The sequence below is a fragment of the Dyella sp. genome (genome assembly GCF_051954575.1).
Classification (GTDB): Bacteria; Pseudomonadota; Gammaproteobacteria; order Xanthomonadales; family Rhodanobacteraceae; genus Dyella_B.
Map to the genome: position 1 here is coordinate 1 of NZ_JBQCHP010000008.1, position 18,295 is coordinate 18,295.

Consider the following 18,295-nt stretch of genomic DNA (forward strand, 5'->3'; position numbering starts at 1 on the left):
CATGAGCGCGGTATACGCGCTGCTTGCGCTGAACATGGCGCCGCTGGCGGTGTACAAGGGGCAGTACAACGTGCGGCATCTGTATCAGGCGCATCAGGCGTTGCATGATCGGATTGCTTAGGGTCTGTTTGCCCGCCATCCTGCGTCAGCACTTAAGTCGTGTAGCGACGTACACTCCTTCGCTCTTCCTTGTCTGGCGCGCAAACAGCTCCCAGCGCGGGCCACGCAAATAGTGTAAACAGGCCCTAGAATTCCTCGCTGCCATTCGGCGCGGATCCGCTGCCTTCACTCCCGGGGATCCCGATTAGCATCGAATCCCCCTAACGCGAACGACTGCTCCCTCCCCTGCTTGCAGGGGAGGGAGCAGTCGTTCGCGTTATGTGGGATTGGATGCTAATCGGGCTCACCGGGAGTGAAGGCAGCGGATCCGCGTCGAATGGCGGTGAGGAATTCTAAGCAATCCGATCATGCAACGCCTGATGCGCCTGATACAGATGCCGCACGTTGTACTGCCCCTTGTACACCGCCGGCGGCGCCATGTTCAGCGCAAGCAGCGCGTATACCGCGCTCATGGCTGAGCGCACGGAGTATTCGACCGTAAACACCACGTCGTCCGGTTGTTCGCAGAATTGCCCGACGATGGCGAAATTGTCGTAACCCTCAGGGTGGATCGCCGGGCGATCGCCCTTGCAGCGGCGCAGGAACTGGCTGGTGATGTAGGGCATCATGCAGGGCAGGCAGATGCTGCTGTCCAGTACGCGCCGCTGATGCTTGCGCGCGCCCAGGTGCCCCAGTAGCTCGATCAATATTTCGCTGCCGTTGCACTCGGGCATGGGCTTGCCGACGAAGTTGCCCGGCGCGGACATGTTCAGGCCGTAGCCCCAAAGTACTTGCACGTCTTGTGGCTGGCCGATGAAGTGCGGCTGGTGCGGCAGCACGATGGAAAGCAGCCAGGACGATTCGGGAAATGTCATCAAGCCGCCTTCGCCGGGCGTGTTGCCGGTGAGATTGCGGATGAACTGGAACAGCATCGGATCCCTCAGCGTCACGGTGAACGAGATCCACTTGGATTCGTCGACATGGTCGGCAAATGCGCCAGGCCGGCCCAATTCCGGCCTGCCGGCGGCGATGCGTTTCCACAATGCCCAGGCGCCATGATCCTGCTGGCGCAATACGGGCGCAGTATCCATGCTGCCGAAGTCGGAGCTTTCCGTCATCGAGCCAAGCGTGGCGATCACGATTTCATCCGGGCCTAGCGTGATCGTGTTTGGGCGTCCGTCCTTCTGGCAGTGGATCGCGCTGACCGAATGCCGGCCCTCCGCATCGCGGAATTGCAGATCGACCACTTCGGTACCGACTTCGAACACCACGCCGTGTTCCTGCAGCCAGGTGTGCAGCGGCAGCACCAGCGAATCGTATTGGTTGTAGACCGTGCGCATGATGCCATGCAGCCGGTTGAAGCCTTTCACCATATGGACGAAGCGCAACAGATAGCGCTTGAATTCGATGGCACTGTGCCAGGGCTGGAAGGCGAAGGTCGTGCACCACATCAGCCAGAAGGGCGTGCGGAAGAAAGCGCCGTCGAAGTGCTCGGCAATGCTGCTTGCGCCCAGCATGCATTCCGGTTCGATGGCGAGCTTTTCCAGCGCCACAATATGGCGTTCGGACAGTTCGAATTCCGGTGCGTTGATGCGCTGTTCCGCCGCTACCATTCGCGCATGCGAAGCCGTGCGGATCACATGGTTCCATTCGAAGATTTCTTCCGTTACCGAACGCTTCTTATCCAGCGTGGGAATGGAATCGAACAGATCGTAGGTGCACAGGTACTTGCTTTCGAGCATGCGCCCGCCTCGGATCACATAGCCGCGCTCGGCCGAGCCACAGCCATCCAGGCTGCCGCCAAGGTTGGGCTTTTCCTCGTAGATGATGATGTGCGAGCCCAGCATGTCGCCATCGCGGATGAGGATGGCGGCGGCCGCCAGGGAGGCGATGCCGCCGCCGATAAGGTGCGCTTTTGCGGGTGCATGCGTTGCACTGATCATGGTGGCCCCCTGGTCCAGGCTGAGGCCGAATCTGAGGCAGTTCCGGCCCGATTGCCTTGAGCTAGATCAATTAAGTTGCTGTCCGTTCAGGCTTTTATGGCTTGTGTGCCGACCAGGCCATGCGTGGGCCAGCGCCAGTTTTGCACCTCCGGCAGGTCTTCGCCGTGCTCACTGATGTACAGCTTGTGCCGTTCCATGATCGACCAGTAGCGTTCGATCGCATGGCCAATATGCTTGCCGAAGCGGGGGATGTGCATGATCGCGTCCAGCGCGAGTTGATAGCGGTCCAGGTTGTTGAGCACCACCATGTCGAACGGCGTGGTAGTGGTGCCTTCATCTTTGTAGCCGCGCACGTGGATGCGGTCCGAGCAACTGCGGCGGTAGGTCAGCTTGTGAATCAACGACGGATAGCCGTGGAAAGCGAAGATCACCGGCTTGCCAGAGGTGAAGATGGCATTGAAGTCGCGGTCGGACAAACCATGTGGATGTTCGGATTGCGGCTGCAACACCATCAGGTCCACCACGTTCACCACGCGGATGCGGATATCGGGCAGATAGCCGCGCAACAAGGTGACGGCGGCCAGGCATTCAACGGTGGGCACGTCACCGGCGCAGGCCATGACCACGTCCGGATCGCCGTCGTCGTTGCTGGCCCATTCCCACACGCCAGCGCCGGCGGCGCAATGCTTGACCGCGGCATCGATATCCAGCCACTGCCATGACGGCTGCTTTCCCGCCACGATCAAATTGACATAGTCGCGGCTACGCAGGCAGTGATCGGCCACCGACAGCAGGCAATTGGCATCCGGCGGCAGATAGATGCGTATCACCTCCGCTTTCTTGTTCGCAACGATATCGATGAAGCCCGGATCCTGGTGCGAGAAGCCGTTGTGGTCCTGGCGCCACACGTGCGAGGTAAGCAGGTAGTTGAGCGATGCCACCGGCGCACGCCACGGAATGTGGCGGCTTACCTTCAGCCACTTCGCATGCTGGTTGAACATCGAATCGACGATGTGAATGAACGCCTCGTAGCACGAAAATAAGCCGTGCCGTCCGCTGAGCAGATAGCCTTCCAGCCATCCTTCGCACAGGTGTTCGCTGAGCACTTCCATCACGCGGCCATCGACGCTCAAATGGTTGTCGTTGGGCTCGATGCCGGCCATCCACGTCTTGCCGGATACATCGTAGACCGCGTCTAGCCGGTTGGATGCCGTTTCGTCCGGACCGAACAGGCGGAAGTTACGCTCGACCATATTGAGGCGCATCACCTCGCGCAGGAACGTGCCCAATACACGCGTGGCTTCCGCTTCCACCACTCCCGGCTGCGGCACGGCGACGGCATGCTCGCGAAAGTGCGGAATGGTCAGCGGCTTGAGCAATTCGCCGCCGTTCGCGTGCGGGTTGCAGCCCATGCGCCGATGGCCGGTCGGCGCCAGCGCGGCGAGTTCTTCGCGCAGCTGACCGTGTTCGTCGAACAATTCTTCGGGCTTGTAGCTCTTCATCCAGGCTTCGAGCTGTGCAACGTGCTCGGGCTGGTCGAACTGCGCCAGCGGCACCTGGTGCGCGCGCCACGTGCCTTCCACCGTTACGCCGTCGACGGTCTTGGGCCCGGTCCAACCTTTGGGTGTGCGCAAGATCAGCATCGGCCAGCGTGGGCGCGTGCTGCCGTTGCCGGCGTGGGCCATCTGCTGGATGGCGCGGATGCTGGCAAGTATGCCTTCCAGCGCATTGGCCAGGTGTTGATGCACCAGGCGCGGATCGCTGCCTTCGACGAACCATGGTTCGTAGCCGTAGCCATGGAACAGGTCGACCAGCTCGTCGCGGCTGATGCGCGAAAGCAGGGTAGGGTTGGCGATTTTGAAGCCGTTCAAATGCAGGATCGGCAACACCGCGCCATCGCGGGCCGGATTGAGAAACTTGTTCGAATGCCAGCTGGTGGCCAGCGCGCCGGTTTCCGCTTCGCCATCGCCCACCACGCAGGCCACGATCAGGTCGGGGTTGTCGAACGCCACGCCAAAGGCGTGGGCAAGCGAATAGCCGAGTTCGCCGCCTTCGTGGATGGAGCCGGGTGTTTCCGGCGCCACATGGCTCGGTACGCCATAGGGCCAGGAGAACTGCCGGAACAGGCGCGCCATGCCCTGCCGGTTGCGTTCGACGGCCGGATAGCGCTCGGTGTAGGAACCTTCCAGATAGGTCTGCGCGATCAATGCCGGGCCGCCATGGCCGGGGCCGGTGACGAACAACATGTTCAGGTCATGCTGCCGGATCAGCCGATTGAGATGCACGTAAAGCAGGTTCAGCCCCGGCGTCGTGCCCCAATGGCCGAGCAGGCGCGGCTTGATGTGCTCGCGTTGCAGCGGTTCATCCAGTAGGGGATTGTCGCGCAGGTAGATCTGGCCAACCGAAAGATAATTGGATGCGCGCCAGTATGCGTCCAATAGCTGCAATTGCTGAGGCGAGAGTGTGTTTGACATGAGTACGGCGTCCGTAGCGTTGGCGTTCCGCTATGTCTACGCCGCTACGCAGCGGTGCGGCTTGATGTGCATCAATGCCGCGGTGAACCTCGTTCTCGAAGGCCTCATTGGCGTCGAATCCCAACTGCGCCAATGATGACTCCCTCCCCTGCGATGTTGGGGAGGGCTGGGGTGGGGACAAGCAATCTCGCGATGAATTCGGCTTGCGCGGCAAGCTCGTGCAACCCCACCCTGACCCTCCCCTACTTCGCAGGGGAGGGGACGCTTTCCAGCAGGCGGAGATTCGGCGTCATTCAAGTCCCAAAGGGGGCACGTGTGCGATTGAATCAACGCATCCCGCACAAAAAAACCTTCCGCCGCTGCGTGCTGGGGGCACGCCGGCGACGGAAGGTGCGATCGCATCGGATCAGCGCGTGCCCATGGAACGTAAGAACCTTGGAGCGCCCGGTCCGTTTCCCTGACCGCAGAAGAAGCATGCCGAAAAAGCGGGTGACGCTCATTGATCTGGATCAATGGTGCCGTTGGTAAGGTGAGCACGATCCCTCTTGACCAACATCAAGCCCGCGCCTTTGACCTGCCGGCACACTGCAGCCGTCTTCCCTGGAAAAAGCCCACGTGCCCTCGCCAACAGAGCGGATCGATACCGCAGCCGGTTTTGCAAGGCCTCGGCTGGAAGCAAGCCATGTACGCAGGCTCGGTATCGATACCGGGCATGAGCACGTTGTCTATCTCGACCGGAATTCACCGATCTGCCGCAGCGAGGGTTTCGGCCCGCATTCGCGCCTCTCGGTGCGCGTGGGCGAGCGGGAAATCCTGGCGGCGCTCAACCTGGTGCAGCCCGGCTGGCTGGCCGAGGACGAAGTGGGCCTTTCCGAATCCGCTTGGCTGTCGCTGCATCCGCAGGCGGGCGAGCGCGTCATCCTGGCGCATCCGCCCAGTGTGGATTCGCTGGCCCACGTGCGTGCGAAGATCTTCGGCAAGCAACTGGATGCCGGCGCATTGCGTGCCATCGTCGGCGACATCGTCGCGCATCGCTATTCGAGCATCGAGATGGCGGCCTTCATTACGGCCGCCAGCGGCAATCGGCTGGTGCTGGATGAAGTCGTTGCCCTGACTCACGCGATGGTGCAGACCGGCGCGCAGTTGAACTGGCAGCGCCCGTGCGTGATGGATAAGCATTGCATCGGCGGTTTGGCCGGCAATCGCACTACGCCGATCGTGGTGGCGATCGCGGCCGAAATGGGATTGACGATGCCCAAGACATCCTCGCGCGCGATCACCTCGCCGGCTGGCACGGCCGATACGATGGCGATGCTCGCGCCCGTCGAGCTGGACGAAATGCAACTGCGCCACGTGGTGGAAACCTGCGGCGGCTGCATCGCCTGGGGCGGCGCGATGAATCTGGCGCCGGCCGATGACCTGCTGATTCGCATCGAGCGCGCCCTGGATATCGACAGCGTCGGGCAGATGGTGGCTTCGGTGCTGTCGAAGAAAATCGCCGCCGGCGCCACACACGTGGTGATCGACATACCGGTCGGCCCCACGGCAAAAGTGCGCGACCTGCTGGAGGCGCAAGCGCTGGCGGATTTGATCAAGCGCGTCGCCGCCGTCTTTGGCCTGCGCGTGCGCGTATTGATCAGCGACGGCACACAGCCGGTCGGCCGCGGCATCGGCCCGGCGCTGGAGGCGCACGACGTATTGGCCGTATTGCGTAACGAGACGCATGCGCCACAGGATCTGCGCGCCCATGCATTGCATGTTGCAGCGGCCGTGTTGGAACTGGGCGGCGCCGCATCCGCGGAAACGTCGCATGTCGTGGCAAGCGACTGCCTGGCGTCCGGCCGTGCATGGTGCCGTTTCCAGGCCATTTGCAAGGCGCAGGGCGGTTTGCGCGTGCCGGGCAGGGCGGCCTTCCGACAGTCCGTGCCGGCGCCTTGCGATGGCCGCGTTACCGCCATCGACAACCGGCGCCTGTCGCGCGCGGCAAAACTTGCGGGTGCGCCGGCCTCACCGCTGGCGGGCCTCACGCTTGACGTACATCTGGACGAGACCGTCGCCACCGGGCAGCCGCTGTTTACCTTGCATGCGCAGACCCCGGGCGAGCTCGCCTATGCGATGGAATACGTATCGCGACACGCGCACATCATCGAGGTGGAGGTCACTGCATGAACACGCTCTACGCCATGCCCGGCAACGACGAATTTACCGAGGCGTTGGCACGCCATTGCGGTTATCCCCGGCGCGCACTGTCGGTGCACGGCTTTCCCGATGGCGAAACGCTGTTGCAGGTGGAAGCACCCTCACCCGGCGACGTCGCCATCCTGGTGTGCACGTTGGATCGGCCGGATGCCAAGCTGTGGCCGTTGATGATGGCCGCCTCCACCGCACGCGAATTGGGTGCCTCGCGCGTATGCCTGGTTGCACCTTATTTGGCCTATATGCGGCAGGACGCTCGCTTTCATCCCGGCGAGGCGGTCTCCGCACGGATCTTCGGCCACTGGCTTTACGACACGTTCGACGGACTGGTCACCGTCGACCCCCATTTGCATCGCTACCACCGTATCGCGGACATTTACCCGCGCCCGGTGCAGGTGGTGCACGTGGCTGCGGAACTGGCGGCGTGGATCGCCACCCATGTGGACCGGCCGTTGATCGTGGGGCCGGATGAAGAAAGCGGCCAGTGGGTGAATGTCGTCGCCAATCTGCTGTGCGCGCCCAGCATCGTTGCGCGCAAGGAACGCCGTGGCGATCGCGAGGTGGAGATCCACTTTCCGGAACTGGACCGATGGCCGGCACACACACCCGTGCTGCTCGACGACATCATCGCCAGCGGCCAGACCATGCTGCAGACTGTGCGTCATCTTCGCCACCGTGCGAGCAAGCCGGTCTGCGTTGCGATTCATGGCGTTTTCGCAGATGGCGCGCTGGAAGGTTTCCGTGGCGAGCAGGACGTTCAGCTCATCACCAGCAACAGCATCGTCAGGGACACCACGCAGATCGATATCAGCAAGCCGGTGGCCGACGCCTTGGTCGAACTATGCGGCAGCTGGAAGGACGCGGTCGCAGGGAGGGCATCTGCGTGAATCACATGGACATCGTCTATACCTGCCACGGCGCGGCCAAGGAAGTGACCGGCTCCTGCCATCTGCTCGAATGCAGCGGCAAGCGGCTGTTGATCGACTGCGGCATGTTCCAGGGCGGCCATCAACAGGAAGCCGCCAATGCGGCGCCGTTCGGCTTCGATCCCGCCAGCATCGACGTGCTGTTGCTCACGCACGCTCACCTTGATCATTGCGGGCGCATACCGAAACTGGTGCGGGAAGGTTTTCGTGGCCGTATCCTCGCCACCGGCGCGACGCGCGATCTGGCGCGCATCGTGATGCTGGACGCGGCGAGCCTGCAGGAAGAAGATGCGCGCCGCGCCCAACGCGGCGGACGCCGGCGTGGCGAATCGGCGGCGCAGCCGTTGTTCACCCTGGACGATGCGCTGCATGCCATGGATTACTTTGCCGAGCCGGTCGCCTACGGCAGCGACATGGCGCTTTTCGATGGCATCCATGCGCGTTTTCTCGATGCCGGGCACATCCTCGGTTCGGCATCGGTGCTGTTGAAGCTGAAAACGGGCGATCGCGCTTGCAGTGTGCTTTTTTCCGGCGACATCGGCCAATCGGGCCGGCCCATACTGCGCGATCCGGTGCCGGCGCCCGAAGCCGACTATGTGGTCATGGAAACCACCTATGGCGATCGCCCGCATCGCGCGCTGCCCGATTCGGTGGACGAACTGTACCGTGCCGTGCGCGTGACGTTGGCGCGTGGCGGTAACGTGATCATCCCCAGTTTCGCCCTGGAGCGTGCGCAGGAGATCCTCTATTACCTGCGCCAGGGCATGCAGCAAGGTGCGATCCCCTCGCATGTCCCCATTTTCCTGGATTCGCCAATGGCGATTTCCGCCACCGAGATTTTTCGCCGCCACCCTGAGTGCTTCGGCGATGCGTTTCTTCAAGTGCTGCGCAAAGACGATCCCTTTGCCATGCCCAACCTGCATTTCAGCCGGGATACGGCCCAATCCATGGCCATCAACCACATCGAAAGCGGCGCCATCATCCTGGCCGGCTCGGGCATGTGCACAGGCGGCCGGGTGCTGCACCACCTCCGGCACAATTTGTGGCGCGAGCGCTGCAGCGTGGTGTTCGTCGGCTATGCAGCCCATGGCAGCCTGGCGCGCAGCATCATCGATGGCGCACGCAATGTGCGCATCTACGGCGAGGACGTGCAGGTGAAAGCGCAGTTGTGGACGATCAACGGTTTCTCCGCGCACGCCGATCAGGGCGCTTTGCTGGCCTGGCTTGGAACGGCGCGACGCACGCGCGTGCTGCTGGTGCACGGCGAATACGAGCGCGGCATGCATGCGATGGAGCAGTGCCTGGACAAGGCGGGCGTGGCATGCCAGGTGCCGGAGCAGGGGGAGGCCATTTCCTTGTCCCGGCAGGACGTTCTTCAGGCCAATTGATCCAGATCAAGTCGGTCCGCTGGCGACACGCAACACTGCGGCGTTGCAAACACGAAGGGTTACGCCGATGGCATCGGCCGATGTCATTGATTTCTATATTTTCGTTTTCCAATTCGCTTCGATCGAACGGGAGCAATGGATGATCTGTGCAAAGCCGGCATCACACTGCCTGGCGGTGCACGAGGACCTTGCTTCCGCGATCGTGCACGCGCGCGAGATGGCGCAGTACCGGGTCATTGCCGGTAGCGATGCGCAGATTCACGTGAAAGAGCGAGGCGGCGCCGTGTGGAAAACGGTGTGGTGTTCGGCGGGTAGTGAGGCGAAATATCCTTAGGGCGGTAACTCAGGCCGACAAGCTTGCTGAAGCCGTGAGCGGCTCCGCTCCCGTGCACGCAATATCTCAGCTGGCGGGCATTTGCTCCCTCCCCTGCGTGTAGCAGGGGAGGGCTGGGGTGGGGTGAAGCAACCTCGCCGTGAATTCGGTCTTTGCGGCAAGCTCGTACAACCCCACCCCGACCCTCCCCTGCATGCAGGGGAGGGAGTTGCGTGTTCGACGTGAGGGCGGCGAGCGCCGCAACCTGAGCATCAAAATGCCAGCCATACGTAGAAATAAAGCGTGTTGTTGTCCGACGCACGCCTTCCGGCGCCATCCACGTTGTAGACCAGCCCGCTGAAGCGCGTGTACCACACGTATTGCAGCCCAAGGCGCACGTTCGCATACGGCTGCGCCCAGGAGTCGGATTGCCCGAAGGGATTCCAGTTCAGCTCCGCGATTCCGCCACGGGTATTGGGGCTGCCATTGTTGCCGTACAGCGTAAGATCCTTGCTGCCATCGTCGGCGAACGCACCCAGCGTGACGCCCCAGGTGTTCTTGTACCAATAGCTGGCGTTGGCATTGAGCGCGTGCAGGTTGTTGTGCAAATTGGATGAGCCGCCCGATGCATAGGTGGCGTCCAGTTGCTGCTGCTCGGTCAGGTACAGGGCGTTGACGGTGACGATGTGATGGCTGCCATTCAACAGTTGATAGCTGGCATCTACGCCGAGGTCACGGAACTTGTCGGTCGGCCCGGCCATCGCCACCGCTTTGCCCTGCGCGCTGGTTCCCACCTGGCCGCGCGCGGTATTGAACAGAAAGCCGCCCACTTCAAGATTGCCATGGGCAAGATTCCATGTATAAGCCACACGCGCATAAGGCGAAACACCGGCGAGCCGCCCAGTGAAATCGGCATTGACGTCACGCAGGAAGGCCGGTGACAGCGAGCGGTAAACTCCAGTTTCCAGGTACAGCGCATTGTTGATCTGCGTGTATGCATTCAACCCCAGCACCTGCTGCGCGAGGCCGCCCATCAGGATGGGCGTGGCCGGCGCGCCGGGTGCGAGATCCGGTGACATGTACGGGAACTGCCAGGCTGGTGCGGTGTTGAAGACGTCGGTGAGGCTGGGATTGTTGTTGAGCGAAAGTCCCCAGATCACCGGATGTCCCGCCCAGGTTGCGGATCTCGCGTAACGCAGGTCGCTGTTGTCCCACCCCAGCAGGCCGCCGTTTTGCGAATAGGTACCCTGCGCGAGAATGCCCAGATTGGGGGCAAGGCGGCCGGCAACGAAGACCGAGGCCTGTTGCAGTTCCGTATTGTTGTTGGTGCCGAATTGATCGGCCGGCGGCGAAGTTTGCGCCTTGGTGGTATGCGTATAGGTTTCAACCACCATCAGCGACAGCGGCACCTTGGTGTCGTTGCCTACCGAGAGCGTGTAGCCCATCAATTTGAACTGGCGCCCGAAGGGTGTGAGCTGCGGCCCGAAGCCACCTATGTGGCAGGCCGTGCATGGCTGATGGGTCTGCCTGGCGAACGCCGGCACGGCATGGCTAGTGGCAGGCAGCAGCAACACCAACGCGGTTATGAGGAATGCCAGGCCGCAATAGGAAAGCGGCTTCGTTCTTATCCACATGCAAGTGTTTTCGCAGGCCATGTTCTTTCCCCTTATGTCATTTGCCATTGCCGCAATGAACCGCGAACACGCTTCGAAAGAAGCTGGGAAAAGCTTGCGCACCTTGAAAATGTTTCGTTTGATCTGGATCAAACCAATAGCCGGTTCGGCGGGTAGATTGGCTACCAGGTCCTCAGCAGGAGAACGCCCGTGTCACGTCCCAATGAATCCATCCAATCGCGCCGGCGATTCCTGCAGCTTGTGGTGGTCACCATGGGCGGCGCCTGCATGGGCGGCCTGTCGATGCGCGCGCATGCCGATGAATTGCCGCATCTCACCGATGCCGACCCAACCGCCAAGGCGATGAATTACATCGAAGACGCAAACGACTCGAAGAATGCGCTGTACAAGGCCGGCAGCACCTGCGCCAACTGCCAGTTCTATCACGGCCCGGACGTGGGCTACGGCACCTGCCAGCTGTTCCCAGGCAAAGCGGTGAATGCGAAAGGGTGGTGCACGTCGTATACGCCGAAGAAGGCGTGAGCTTAAAAGGTCGCGCCCTCGCGGGGTCTTGGCTGCGTCAGGCAAGCGCGTCAGTGCACGTTTTCGCAAGCAACGGCAATGCACGCACCGTTGAAAGCGCATGTGCGGCAAACCGTTCGGTATCGCCGTCGCTCATATCGTGCGGGAATAGCCGGTGGCATGCCGCCCACCACGCAGATAGGCGTCGAAGCACATGGCGATATTGCGTAACAGCAACCGGCCTCGTGCCGTAACGTGGATCATCGGCATATCCAGCGTTACCAGTCCGTCACGCGCGAGCTGCGCCAACTTCGCCAATTCCGGTTCGAAGTATTCATCGAAGATCAAACGGTGGTGTTCGCCGAATTCGTGCGTATCCAGTTCGCCGTAGCACATCAACTGGCCGATGAGATCGCGGCGGATGAGATCATCTTCATCCAGGTGCAAGCCGCGCGCGATCGGTAACCGTCCGGCGTCCAGAGCGGAGTAGTAGCCGACCAGATCCTTGGCGTTCTGGCTGTAGCTTTCGCCGATGCGGCCGATCGCGCTGACGCCGAGACCGACGATGTCGCAATCGCCATGCGTCGAATATCCCTGGAAATTTCGCTGCAGCTTGCCAGTCTGTTGCGCGCGCACCAGTTCGTCGCCTTCGCGCGCGAAATGGTCCATGCCGATGTACACGTAACCGGCGTCGCCAAGCAAGGCCAACGCACGGCCGAACAAGGCCAGCCGCGTGCCCGGATCGGGTAGCTCCGCAGCATCGATCCTCCGCTGTCCTTTGAACTGTTCCGGCAAATGCGCGTAGCCATACACGGCAACACGGTCGGGCGACAAGGCAATGACCTCCGCCAGCGTCTGCTCGAACCCGGCCACGGTTTGCCGCGGCAGGCCGTAGATAAGGTCGATACTGATGGAGGTAAAACCCGCTTCGCGGCCGGCCTCGAGCAACTCGCGCGTTTGCGCCACGCTCTGGATGCGATTGACGGCGCGTTGCACGTCCGGATGGAAATCCTGCACGCCGACGGAGAGGCGATTGAAGCCAAAATCCGCCAGTCCGCGCACATAATCGCCATCGGCAAAGCGCGGATCGAGCTCGATGCCGAACTCTCGCCCCTGCGCCTGGCTGAAACTGAAGTGCCGCGCCAATGACTCCATCAATTCGCGCATGCGCGGCAGGTCCAAAAAATTGGGTGTGCCGCCGCCAAAATGCAATTGCCGCACAAGACGGTCGCGATCGAACAAAGGAGCAATCAATCCGATTTCGCGATACAGCCGTTCCAGATATCGATCGGCCTTGCCGATGTCGCGGGTGATGACGCGATTGCATCCGCAATACAAACAGGGGCTGGTACAGAACGGAACATGCACGTAGAGCGAAAGCGGCCGCGGAAACGGTTCTTGGTTCGAATCACGAATCACCGACCGCAATGTTTCCTCGTCGAAATTGGCTTGGAACTGGGGCGCGGTCGGGTAGCTGGTGTAACGCGGCCCATGGCCGTCGTAGCGGGCGATCAGTACCGGATCGAATTCGGGCGCAGGTGGGGTTCGTCTCATGCGGCGAGTGTGCGGAGCCAAAGCCTTAAGGACCCTGATCCAGATCAACTGGTTTGCACCTGGCGTTGCGCTGTCAGGTCTGCTTGATCCAGATCAGCGAATCCTTCACGGCCATCCGTAATATGCCTGTCGCCATGGCCGCGAATCCACGCAGGAAGAAAAAGGATTTGCTCCGGACGTCGTGCTGATGGCGTGGAACTTCATCGGCAAGCGATGGAATTGCGCAAGGCGGCCGGCATCGCCTTGCTCAACGCGGTGGGCGCGGAAGCCTGCTGATGGGGGAAAGGGGAGGGGCAATGTCCGGCGGGTTCCTTCGTGGAACTCGCCGGATCATTGTTTATGGATGTCGTCAGTCAGGCGTACGCCATAAGCCATCTGTGATCACGCGCACATTAATAACAAAACGTCACTTGTCACTTAAGGATGCTCTGATCTATTCCACGTATCCGGCATGACCTCGAGAAAGCCTCGCAGGGTGTGTTGCGCGACGCAGGGCAGACTGGCCGTCGTTCAAGTCGCGCGGCACGGCCTACGGGCCTTCTGCAGGTCATCGCTCATATAAATTCAATACGTTGGGGCCGCACTGTATGCGCGCAGCGCTTCGCTCCAGCGTCTCGACGATGCGCCAGTCTGCCTTCGCCGCTGCGACAAACCACTGCGCGCATACAGTGCGGTGACGGGTGCGTGGAATAGATCAGAGCATCCTTAAATATCGGCTACAGGTTTTGGCGATCAAGCGTTAATTGGAGGGAGCATTCTCTTCCGCAAATAATCAACTGCTTGCCTTGGACAAATGGTTGCCGGCGATCTTTGGCTTGCTTGGAAAACTTTCGGATCAGCGGCAACGCTTTGTTTGGACCGTGCTGCCTCACTTCGAGCGGCCGGCATTTTAAGGAGGCGCGCCTGCAATCAAAAAAAGACAATTCCTTCACAATAGTGAAGAAAATGAGAAATCGTTTGAATGTCAGCGTGAATTACTCATCTTGCAGTAACACTTGATCTCGTCTTGGTTAGCGTATAGATTGATTCGACAGTGTCAGGTCCTGGGGAATGTTTAAGCATTGGTGCGCCCTGACATCTGCCGTCCAGGCGCTAGTCCTGTTCGCGGTTTTGGTATCGTCTTGCTGCTCATAAGTTGTTGTGATTCTTGTTGAGTTTTGGAAAAGCTGATCGGCTTCTTCGCAGTCGCGAACAAGTTTTAGCTTAGGACAACAACTGATTTCAGTGAGGGGCGGCAATGTACGGATGCCGATTTTTTCAGCCTAGCCAGGCTGTCATTGAGTACCTGCCCATGTTTTCTCGGGGTGGGCGATGACTTTTTCCGATGATGGTGAAGAGACGTTCGTCGTTTTGATCAACGACGAATTACAGTATTCGTTGTGGCCGGCGTCGTCTGACGTTCCCGCTGGGTGGAGGCTTGTACGGGACGAGGGAACTCGAAAGGAATGTGTAGATTTTGTGGAGATGCATTGGACGGATATGCGACCAAAGAGCGTGATGGATGCGCGATGACAGTTAAAATGTGGCTTGAGTCGGAATAAAAAAGGATTTTCTGTGATCATGTATGCGGATAGCCATTGAATTTAATGCGTCCAACGTGAATTTGTAGCGTTTCGGACATCATCATCTGGTCTGATTGCAAGAAGCGGCGCCTGGGTGTTCTGAGTAATGGAAGTATATAGGGCGAAATCGTCTTGAGTTTCGTCCGGAAGTGGGGATTTGATTGTCTTGGAAGTTTTTTAGCCACTGTTAAATAGGTGGGTGGGGTCGCTTTGCAAAAAAAGCTGCGAATGGAAAGCGTCATCGAGGGGCGCGCCATTCGAGCTTCAACATAAATAACAAGTGGTTGCTCGCGCGAACGCATTTTAAGGCTTTCGCGCCCAGATTTTGCTACGGATTTGGTGACTGGAGCTCCTATTTATGTTGTTGTCGCGGGGAAAGGTGGCGGGTGCTGGTGCGTGGACTTTGGTTGCGGTGCTTGCTGTCCTGGTTGTGATTGCGACGGTGGCGCGCAGAGAGCTGGAGCCGTTGCCATTGACAGCAACCACCAAGCTTGCAGGTTTTTCAGCGGTTAGGGCGAAGCAGGCCTTATCGACCGTGCTTGGCGGCGGAGAATCGCCGCATCCGGTGGACAGCCCAGCTGACGATGCGGTCCGTAACCGCATCATCGAGGCGCTTCGAGGAATGGGGTACCGTCCCGAAATCCAGGATGTTACATCCTGTCGCAAGGCCTGGCTGCAAGTTTGCGCCAGAGTCAGAAATATCATTGCCGTACGTGACGGTTTGCCCGGCGGAAAGCCAATACTTTTGGCCTCGCACTATGACTCGGTCGCTGCAGGCCCAGGGGCTAGCGACGATGGTGCGGGCGTGGCTGTTTCGCTTGAAGTGGCTCGTTTGCTCCAGAGGCGATCATCCGGCGCTCACTCGGTCATCTTTCTCTTCACCGAGGGTGAAGAAGAAGGGCTACTGGGTGCGGAGGCCTTTGCGGAAAACGACCCAAGAGCAAAAGACCTCGCGTTGGTGATAAACCTTGAGGCGCGCGGTACCTCAGGCAAAAGTGCCATGTTCGAGACTGGCGATGATAGCGGTTGGCTTGTCGATCGCTATGCGTCAACCGCCCGATCGCCACTGACCAGCTCGCTTCTGGACGCTGTGTACAAACTGATGCCTAACGACACCGATTTCAGTGTGTTCAAGGCCCGTGGAGTGCAGGGACTCAATTTCGCCTTCGGCGAAAACTATGGCTACTACCACACTTCCGATGACAATCTGAATTCGTTAAATGATGCAACTCTCCAGCATCAAGGGAACAATGTTTATGCGTTAGTGCAGTCTCTCCTCGATGCTCCTCTGCCCGCACCCCTGGCAAAGGGAGCCAGGGTCTATACGGATGTGCTCGGGGCTGGTGTCATCAGTTGGCCGCAATCATGGAGCCTGTGGCTGGCACTACTGCTCTTGCTGGTGTTTGTGGCGACCTCCTGGGCGTGGCGGCGCCATAACCACTATGATTTCGTCAGCGTGAGGCGCGGTGCTGCGGGTCTGGTGTTGTCCATGGCGATGGGCGCGAGCGTGGGCTATGTGCTGTTGCTCACACTCGGCATGACTGGCGATCACGGTGTTTCCTGGCACTCGGATGTTTTGTTCAATCGCTGGTTGCTATGGAGCATGGTTTTGCTCGTAGTGCTGCTGGTTCAACGCTGGCTGGGGAGGGGGGTGAACCCCGTTGGTGTATGGATAGGCCTGACGGGGGCGTGGCTGATGCTCGGCTTGCTCTGCGCAATCTTTGCACCGGCAATCTGCTACCTCTTCGTTCTTCCTGGCGCTGTATCGATCGTCGTCATGGCGGCACTTCTGCCAGCGAAAAAAATTGCGATGCGATCCGCTGTGTTGTTCCTGCTGTCTGCGATCGCGGTGTTCGCGATGATTTTTCCAGTGGTCTACCTGATTGAGATCATGCTTGGCTTCAACGTGATGATCGGCTCTGCCGGCATGGGCATGTTGCTTGGCCTGGCTTTCAGTTACGTGATGCCGCTGGCCGTTCAAGAAATGAAGAGCCCCGTCCACCGTTGTACGGGCTACGCGGTCGCACTGGCGGCGTTCGCTTGCATTGTGCTTTCGTTGAAAGCGCCTGCGCACAGTGAAGCAGTGCCAAAGGATCTCAACATCGCCTATTTTCAAAGCGCCGGGAACGCCATGTTGCTGGTCGGTAACGCGACCAATCCGCCACCCGCGGCGGTTTTACAGGCGGTGGGGAAGCGCGTAACCCTGAAAAGCGTACTTCCGTGGACTTCCAGCGCCATCTATGTGGCGCCGACCGAAACGCTTGCTCTCACGCCTGCAAGGCTGACTCCCCTCGGGGAAATCGACAATGAAAAGGGCAGGCAGGTCGGCGTGAGGATCGATGCCGGCGGACCGTTGCGCGCGGTTTGGGTTCTTGCGCCGCCGCAGGCGAACCTGCAATCCATCTCGATGGACGGCCACACATTGAGCTACATGAAGGATGACTCAAAGATGGGTAGCTATCGTGCCTTCATCTGCTATGGCCAGTCTTGCGATGGAAAGCAACTTGCGATGGTTCTAGGGTCGAAGACGGCGGCTTCCATTCTTGTCGTCAAGGCGGCCGCACTTCCCGGCGCTTTCGCTGATATTACCCGAGCCAGAAACGGTTATGCGCTTCCCGTGAACGAGGGCGACCAGAGCTTGATCGTCAGTGAGGTCAAGCTCTAGGGCTGATCTGACCTGCTTTGGGCAGGTCTGCAGTTTGGTGTTGAGGGGTACAACCAATGCGCGCCTGGTGAGCAGCTTGATGGATATTTTGCTTTCCTGGGTGCTGCTGGAATTCCGGCGAAGTCAGAAACTGGAGGGAATATGCAGTCGGATTTTTGCGAAGTTGAAAGCTTGGAAGAGCTGGGCCGCGGTGAGAATGCAAGCTGCGAGACGTTGGAATCGGTCTTGCGATGCACATCTTCGTTCCACGTTGCCATCGATAAGGCGGCGGAGCTCCTGCGCGAGGACAAGAGCTTGATCGATCACCCGAGGGAAAGGTTCGATCTGCTCGATCCGCTGATCGTTCACATTGAATCGCGCATATTCTTCGCAAATGACACCGATGAGCTGGTTTTCAGCCTTCGACACAAGCGCGAGAGTGTGAAGCTTCTGAATGACGCTTATTGCTCATGGGAAACGGCGCTCGAGCAGATTTTTGTCAGGCGCCTATGCGGTGGAGATGTCGTTTCATTGAACGACTATCGGCTCAATAGCCGATTTCAGCGCCTATTGAAGCGCGAATCGTCAATGCTGAATGGCTGCTCTCCAAAACGTGCGCTATTCATCGGCTCAGGACCGTTTCCCATAAGCGCGATCTGGTTGCATCGTTACCTGGATATTCCTGTTGACGGTTTGGATGTGTCTGGGGATGCGGTGGAGCGGTCGCGCGGATTGATCAAGACGCTTGGCATGGGCAATTCAATCCGGATCATTCACGAAACTTCACCAGAATATGATGTGTCCGAATATGACGTAATCATTATCGCGCTACTGGCCAAGCCGAAGTCCGCGATACTTGAGAATATCTATAAATCGGCCAAGAGGGATTGCTATATCGTTTGCCGCACTTCATTTGGCTTGCGCAGCGTGATCTATGAGCCGACGTTGATATCGCCTGAAATACTCGAGCGTTTCAGCATCGAAGATGCTCGCATTGTTTCTGGAAGCTGTGACGATACGATTTCGTCGCTGCTGCTCAAGAAAATCGTCTGAGGCGATGC

General features: G+C 59.7%; 13 protein-coding genes. 9 read left to right on the forward strand and 4 right to left on the reverse strand.

The annotated features are described in order from the left end of the window. Positions 1-452: 452 nt before the first annotated feature. Together ACTHNE_RS01090 and ACTHNE_RS01095 are read right to left on the reverse strand one after the other, a co-directional pair. Positions 453-2,042, reverse strand: coding sequence for an oleate hydratase (locus ACTHNE_RS01090; protein ID WP_440268349.1), 1,590 nt, complete (start codon positions 2,040-2,042; stop codon positions 453-455). Between the two features lie 86 nt (positions 2,043-2,128). Beyond that, a complete protein-coding gene (locus ACTHNE_RS01095) occupies positions 2,129-4,516 on the reverse strand; it encodes a phosphoketolase family protein (protein WP_440268350.1) in 2,388 nt (795 codons plus the stop codon). On the opposite strand from ACTHNE_RS01095, the gene ACTHNE_RS01100 reads away from it, so the two are divergent. From ACTHNE_RS01100 to ACTHNE_RS01120, 5 genes are all read left to right on the forward strand, one after another. Beyond that, on the forward strand, positions 4,515-4,652 hold the full coding sequence (locus ACTHNE_RS01100) for a hypothetical protein (RefSeq protein WP_324939059.1): 138 nt from the start codon (positions 4,515-4,517) through the stop codon (positions 4,650-4,652). The genes ACTHNE_RS01095 and ACTHNE_RS01100 overlap by 2 nt on opposite strands. 479 nt (positions 4,653-5,131) lie before the next feature. Beyond that, entirely contained in the window at positions 5,132-6,685 is a 1,554-nt protein-coding gene (locus ACTHNE_RS01105; RefSeq protein ID WP_324939062.1) for a thymidine phosphorylase family protein, read from the forward strand. Continuing rightward, positions 6,682-7,599 (forward strand): ribose-phosphate diphosphokinase, encoded by a 918-nt coding sequence (locus tag ACTHNE_RS01110; RefSeq protein ID WP_324939065.1) that lies wholly within the window; start codon positions 6,682-6,684, stop codon positions 7,597-7,599. The genes ACTHNE_RS01105 and ACTHNE_RS01110 overlap by 4 nt, the downstream gene beginning before the upstream one ends. A 5-nt stretch (positions 7,600-7,604) precedes the next feature. After that, positions 7,605-9,026, forward strand: coding sequence for an MBL fold metallo-hydrolase (locus ACTHNE_RS01115; protein WP_324939081.1), 1,422 nt, complete (start codon positions 7,605-7,607; stop codon positions 9,024-9,026). A 67-nt stretch (positions 9,027-9,093) separates the two neighbouring features. Further along, positions 9,094-9,360, forward strand: coding sequence for a hypothetical protein (locus ACTHNE_RS01120; protein ID WP_324939068.1), 267 nt, complete (start codon positions 9,094-9,096; stop codon positions 9,358-9,360). Between the two features lie 251 nt (positions 9,361-9,611). Here ACTHNE_RS01120 and ACTHNE_RS01125 read toward each other — a convergent pair whose 3' ends face one another. After that, positions 9,612-10,994, reverse strand: a complete 1,383-nt coding sequence (locus tag ACTHNE_RS01125) for a cytochrome C (RefSeq protein ID WP_440268351.1) — start codon at positions 10,992-10,994, stop codon at positions 9,612-9,614. A gap of 168 nt (positions 10,995-11,162) precedes the next feature. Here ACTHNE_RS01125 and ACTHNE_RS01130 point away from each other — a divergent pair, with 168 nt between their 5' ends. Continuing rightward, complete coding sequence (locus tag ACTHNE_RS01130) at positions 11,163-11,495, forward strand: high-potential iron-sulfur protein (protein ID WP_324939073.1); 333 nt, start codon at positions 11,163-11,165, stop codon at positions 11,493-11,495. Positions 11,496-11,627: 132 nt separating this feature from the next. On the opposite strand, the gene hemN is transcribed toward ACTHNE_RS01130, so the two are convergent. Beyond that, on the reverse strand, positions 11,628-13,028 hold the full coding sequence (hemN, locus tag ACTHNE_RS01135) for an oxygen-independent coproporphyrinogen III oxidase (protein WP_324939078.1): 1,401 nt from the start codon (positions 13,026-13,028) through the stop codon (positions 11,628-11,630). Between the two features lie 1,311 nt (positions 13,029-14,339). On the opposite strand from hemN, the gene ACTHNE_RS01140 reads away from it, so the two are divergent. The 3 genes from ACTHNE_RS01140 to ACTHNE_RS01150 all read left to right on the forward strand — a co-directional run bounded on the left by ACTHNE_RS01140 (position 14,340) and on the right by ACTHNE_RS01150 (position 18,287). Beyond that, a complete protein-coding gene (locus ACTHNE_RS01140) occupies positions 14,340-14,540 on the forward strand; it encodes an MbtH family protein (RefSeq protein ID WP_440268352.1) in 201 nt (66 codons plus the stop codon). Positions 14,541-14,948: 408 nt separating this feature from the next. Next, a complete protein-coding gene (locus ACTHNE_RS01145; RefSeq protein WP_440268353.1) occupies positions 14,949-17,255 on the forward strand; it encodes a M20/M25/M40 family metallo-hydrolase in 2,307 nt (768 codons plus the stop codon). A 141-nt stretch (positions 17,256-17,396) separates the two neighbouring features. After that, positions 17,397-18,287: a nicotianamine synthase family protein gene (locus ACTHNE_RS01150; protein WP_440268354.1), complete on the forward strand. Its 891-nt coding sequence runs from the start codon at positions 17,397-17,399 to the stop codon at positions 18,285-18,287. Positions 18,288-18,295 lie beyond the last annotated feature (8 nt).